Genomic DNA, 5,151 nt, shown 5'->3' with positions numbered 1-5,151 from the left:
CCGCGGTGCTGGCCGCCGCCGACGTCGGCGCGCCCGTGCCCAGCGCCGACGGGATGGGCGCGGTGCTCGACCCGCTGATCGGTGACCCCGCGCTCGGTGACCGGGTCCACCTCGCCGTGGCCGACGCCCTGACCGGGCAGTTGCTCTTCGACCGGGGCGGTGCCGAGGCCACCGTGCCGGCCTCGGTGACGAAGTTGCTGACCGCGGTCACCGTGCTGACCGCCCGGGGCCCCGGCTACCGGATCCCGACCCGGGTGGTGGCCGGCGCCCAGCCCGGTGAGGTGGTCGTCGTCGGTGGCGGGGATCCCACCCTGACCGCCGGTGCCAAGGGTTTCTACACCGGTGCCGCGAGCCTGGAGAACCTCGCCGAGCAGGTGCGTACCGCCCTGGGCGGCACCCCGCCGACCCGCGTCGTGGTCGACTCCTCGCTGTATCCCGGGCCGGTGTTCGGGCCGGGCTGGGACGACGACATCCCCACCGGCGGCTACGGCGGCGCGATCACCGCGCTGATGCTCGACGGCGCCCGCAAGGACCCCAAGGCGGGGCGGAGCTGGGCCGAGCGGGTACCCGAACCCGACCTCACCGCCGGACGGGCCTTCGCCAGGCTGCTGGGCGTACCGGCCGGTGCGGTGAGCAAGGGCACCGCCCCGGTGGCCCCGGTCGACGCGACCGGCGGCACCGAGCCCGGCGCGGAGCTGGGCGTGGTGCACTCGCCACCGCTGATCCGCCTGGTCGACTTCATGATCAGCGAGAGCGACAACATCGTGGCCGAGGCGCTGGCCCGTCAGGTCGCGCTGGCCCGCGGCCAGCCCGCGTCGTTCGCCGGTGCCGCCACGGCGATGGCCGAGATGGTGCCCGAACTCGGCCTGCCGGTGGACGGGTTGACGCTCGCCGACGGCAGCGGCCTGTCCCGGAAGAACCTGATCAGCCCCGCGCTGCTGACCGAGCTGCTGGCGCTCGCGGCCGGTCCGGACCGGCCCGAACTCGGCGGCATCTTCGGTGGGCTGCCGGTCGGCGGCTGGTCCGGCACGCTGCGCGACCGCTACGGTTCGGCACCGGGCACGGACGCCGGTATGGGGGTGGTCCGCGCCAAGACGGGCACGCTGACCCGGGTGCACGCGATCGCCGGTGTGGTGACCACCGTCGAGGGACGGTTGCTCACCTTCGCGGTGCTCACCGACCAGGTGTCGCCGGACGGCATGGAACCCGCCCGGGTGGCGCTGGACCGGATCGCCTCGGCGCTCGCCACCTGCGGTTGCCGCTGACCAGGACGGCCGGTGCGCCCGGCGCGATCCGGGGACGGGTGTCGCGGCGCGGGTACGGTGGGTGGCATGGCGCAGTTCGTGGACTGGGATCTGGCCGCCGCTACTGCGGGGGCGCTGGGCAAGTCGGGCCCCCGGGTGTCGTACGCCGAGGCCACCGAGGTGGTCGCCGAGCTGCGCCGGTTGACCGACGAGGCGGCCGGGCACGTGGCCGACTACACCGGGTTGACGTCGCAGGTGGCCCATCCGCCGGTGCGGGTGGTCGACCGGCGCGACTGGGCGGCGACCAACATCGCCGGCCTGCGCGAGGTGATCACTCCGCTCGTCGGCCGGCTCGCCGAGGACAAGCAGCCCGGCGCGTTCACCGAGGCGATCGGGTCGCGGGTCACCGGGGTCCAGGCGGGAACCGTGCTGGCGTACCTGTCCGGTCGGGTGCTCGGCCAGTACGAGGTCTTCTCTGCCGATCCGGGTCAGCTCCTGCTCGTCGCGCCGAACATCGTCGAGGTGGAGCGGAAGCTGGGCGCCGAGCCGCGTGACTTCCGGCTCTGGGTGTGCCTGCACGAGGTGACCCACCGGACGCAGTTCACCGCGGTGCCGTGGATGCGCGGGTACTTCCTGGGTGAGGTGCAGGCCTTCGTGGACGCCTCGCAGGGGGGTGAGCACCTCGCCGAGCGGCTGCGCCGGGGCGTGGGCACGCTCGCCGACGTGGTCCGTAACCCGGAGAGCCGGTCCAGCGTGCTGGACATCGTGCAGACCCCGGGGCAGCGCGCCGTGCTGGACCGGCTGACCGCGCTGATGACGCTGCTGGAAGGGCACGCCGAGTTCGTGATGGACGGCGTCGGGCCGCAGGTCATCCCGAGTGTCGAGCGGATCCGGGCCGGGTTCGACCGGCGCCGGGAGGCCGGCAACCCGGTGGAGAAGGCGGTCCGCCGCCTGATCGGCCTCGACGTCAAACTGCGGCAGTACGCGGAGGGCCGCAAGTTCGTCCACGCGGTGGTGGACCGGGTCGGGATGGCCGGCTTCAACCGGATCTTCGAGTCGCCGCTGACCCTGCCCCGCCTCTCCGAGCTGAGCGAACCGGACGCCTGGGTGGCCCGGGTGCACGGTCCGGTCGGGCCGAAGCCCCCCGCCGACTGAGCATGGCCCCACTCGCCCCGGCGGTCGCCGCGATCCGGGTCGCGGTCCGTCGTGCGCTGGCCGACCTGACGGGGCCTGGACCGGTGCTGGTGGCCTGCTCCGGCGGAGCCGACTCGCTCGCCCTGGCCGCCGCCGCCGCGTTCGTGGCACCCCGGACGGATCGAGCCGCCGGACTGGTCACCGTCGACCACGGGTTGCAGCCCGGATCCGCCGAGCGGGCCGAGTCGGTCGCGGACTGGGCACGGCAGAACGGGCTGGCGCCGGTGGAGGTGGTCCGGGTGGAGGTCGCCGGCCGGCCCGGTGGCCCCGAGGCCGCCGCCCGCCAGGCGCGCTACCAGGCGCTGGTCGAGGTCGCCGGTCGGTACCGGGCGGCGGCGGTGCTCACCGGACACACCCGGGACGACCAGGCGGAGACGGTCCTGCTCGCGCTGGCCCGGGGTGCCGGGCCGCGTGGGCTGGCCGGGATGCCGGCGTACCGGGAACTGGCCGGGGTGCCGCTGCTCCGGCCGCTGCTGGAGACCGGTCGGGAACAGACCCGGGCGGCGTGCGCGGCGCTGGGCCTGACCCCGTGGGAGGACCCGCACAACACCGACCCCGCCTACGCCCGGTCCCGGGTACGGGCCGACGTGCTGCCCGCGCTGGTCGGGGCGCTCGGCCCGGCGGTGGTGGACAACCTCGCCCGGACCGCGCAGATGGTCGCGGCGGACAACGCGGTGTTGGACGGGTTGGCCGTCGAGGCGCTGACCGCCGCCCGGCACCCGGACGGCGGGCTGACCGTCAAGGCGCTGGCCGACCTCGCTCCCGCGCTGCGGGGCCGGGTACTCCGCGCCTGGGCGCACGAGATGGGCGCGTCGCCGGCCGCCCTGTCGCACCGGCACGTCGCCGCGCTGGACACGTTGATCACCGCCTGGCACGGGCAGGGCGCGGCGTACCTGCCCGGCGGATTGCGGGTCCGTCGGCATCGTGACCGCCTGCTGCCCGCAGACCCGACCGCCGCGCTCCCGACGGACGACGGCGAGGTCGACACGTGACGTACCCCCGCAGGCCGCTGTACGCCCCGCACGGCGCGGTGGCCACCAGCCATCCGCTGGCCACCGCGGCCGGGTTGGCGGTGCTGCGCCGAGGCGGCAACGCGGTCGACGCCGCCCTGGCCACCGCGATCACCCTGACCGTGGTGCAGCCGCCGTCGAACGACATCGGCGGTGACCTGTTCGCCATCGTCTGGGACGGCCAGCGGCTGCACGGGCTGAACGCCTCCGGTCGGTCACCGGCCGCGCTGAGCCGGGACGTGGTGCTGGCCGCCACCGACGGCCGGGGTGCCGAGCCCACCGACGCGCTGGGCGGGGCACAGGCCAGGGGACCGGCGATGCCGGCCCGTGGCTGGCTGCCGGTGACCGTGCCGGGCGTACCGGCCGGCTGGCGTGACCTGCACGACCGGTTCGGCTCGCTGCCCTTCGCCGACCTGTTCACCGACGCCGTCGGGTACGCCGAGCACGGTCACCCGGTCTCCACCGGCACCGCCACGGCCTGGGCCCGGGCGGTGGCCGGACACGCCGGTTCCACCGGCCCGGAGTACGCCGAGTTCGCCCGGGTCTTCGCCCCGGACGGGCGGGCACCCCGGCCCGGCGAACGGTGGCGCAACCCGGGCGCCGCCCGGACCCTGCGGCTGATCGCGCGCAGCGGGGCCGAGGAGTTCTACCGGGGACGGATCGCGGCGGCCCTGGCCGACCACGCGGCCCGGACCGGCGGGCTGCTCACCGGCGACGACCTGGCGGCGCACGCCTCCACCTGGGTCGACCCGGTGTCGGTCGGCTACCGGGACCACGAGGTGTGGGAGCTGCCGCCGAACGGGCAGGGCGTGGCCGCCCTGATCGCCCTGGGCGTCCTCGACGGGCTCGACCCGGCCGACCCGGCGTGGCGGCACCGGCAGATCGAGGCGGTCAAGCTCGGCTTCGCCGACGCGCACGCCCACGTCACCGACGCGGACCGGATGCGGCTGCCGGTCCAGGCGCTGCTCACTCCCGAGCACCTGGCGGCCCGCCGGTCCTCGATCAGCGGACACGCCGCCGATCCGGCCGCCGGGGTCCCGGAGCGCGGCGGAACGGTGTACCTCTGCGCGGCCGACGCCGACGGCATGATGGTGAGCCTGATCCAGTCCACCTACCTGGCCTTCGGCTCGCACGTGGTGCTGCCCGGACACGGCTTCGCCCTGCAGAACCGAGGTCTCGGCTTCCGCCTCGACCCCGACCATCCGAACGTGGTGGGCCCGGCGAAACGGCCGTACCACACCATCATCCCCGGATTTCTGACCCGCGACGGTGCGCCGGTCGGGCCGTTCGGGGTGATGGGTGGGCACATGCAGCCCCAGGGACACGTGCAGCTGATCTCGTCGACCGTGGACGCCGGTCTCGACCCGCAGGCGGCGCTGGACGCCCCACGTTGGTACTGGCACGCCGGCCGGTCCCTGCTGGTGGAGGAGCACCTCGCGGCCGGGCCGGGCGGGCCGGAACTCGTCGCCGACCTGCGCGCCCGGGGTCACCGGGTCACCGTCGCGGACGATCCGGGCGTCTTCGGGTACGGCCAGGCGATCTGGCGTCGCCCCGACGGCGGCTACGTCGCCGGCTCGGAGTCCCGGGTCGACGGCGCCGCCGGCGGTTTCTAGTGCGGTGTCCAGGAACGTTGGCGGTGTCGCGGCGAGGTCCAGGCGGCGGTCCGGCAAGGCGGAGTCGGGCCTGGATACCGGTGTTGTATC

General features: G+C 75.4%; 4 protein-coding genes. All 4 read left to right on the top strand.

What is annotated here, in order from left to right:
* Window positions 1-1,265, top strand: a 1,265-nt coding sequence (dacB, locus tag EYA84_RS25975; RefSeq protein WP_131056233.1) for a D-alanyl-D-alanine carboxypeptidase/D-alanyl-D-alanine-endopeptidase, incomplete at its 5' end; no start/stop codon positions are given.
* A gap of 66 nt (window positions 1,266-1,331) precedes the next feature.
* Complete coding sequence (locus EYA84_RS25970) at window positions 1,332-2,399, top strand: zinc-dependent metalloprotease (protein WP_131056231.1); 1,068 nt, start codon at window positions 1,332-1,334, stop codon at window positions 2,397-2,399.
* A gap of 2 nt (window positions 2,400-2,401) precedes the next feature.
* Window positions 2,402-3,430: a tRNA lysidine(34) synthetase TilS gene (tilS, locus tag EYA84_RS25965; RefSeq protein ID WP_131056229.1), complete on the top strand. Its 1,029-nt coding sequence runs from the start codon at window positions 2,402-2,404 to the stop codon at window positions 3,428-3,430.
* Window positions 3,427-5,061 (top strand): gamma-glutamyltransferase family protein, encoded by a 1,635-nt coding sequence (locus EYA84_RS25960; RefSeq protein ID WP_131056227.1) that lies wholly within the window; start codon window positions 3,427-3,429, stop codon window positions 5,059-5,061. The genes tilS and EYA84_RS25960 overlap by 4 nt, the downstream gene beginning before the upstream one ends.
* The last annotated feature ends 90 nt before the right edge of the window (window positions 5,062-5,151 follow it).

This window comes from Verrucosispora sp. SN26_14.1 (assembly GCF_004307965.1).
Taxonomy (GTDB): Bacteria; Actinomycetota; Actinomycetes; order Mycobacteriales; family Micromonosporaceae; genus Micromonospora.
This window is presented reverse-complemented; position numbering and strand designations above follow the sequence as displayed.

What these genes read in the sequence shown, in the direction of transcription:
- EYA84_RS25970 (WP_131056231.1), top strand. Translation starts at nt 1,332, where the DNA reads ATGGCGCAGTTCGTGGACTGGGATCTGGCCGCCGCTACTGCGGGGGCG.
- tilS (WP_131056229.1), top strand. Translation starts at nt 2,402, where the DNA reads ATGGCCCCACTCGCCCCGGCGGTCGCCGCGATCCGGGTCGCGGTCCGT.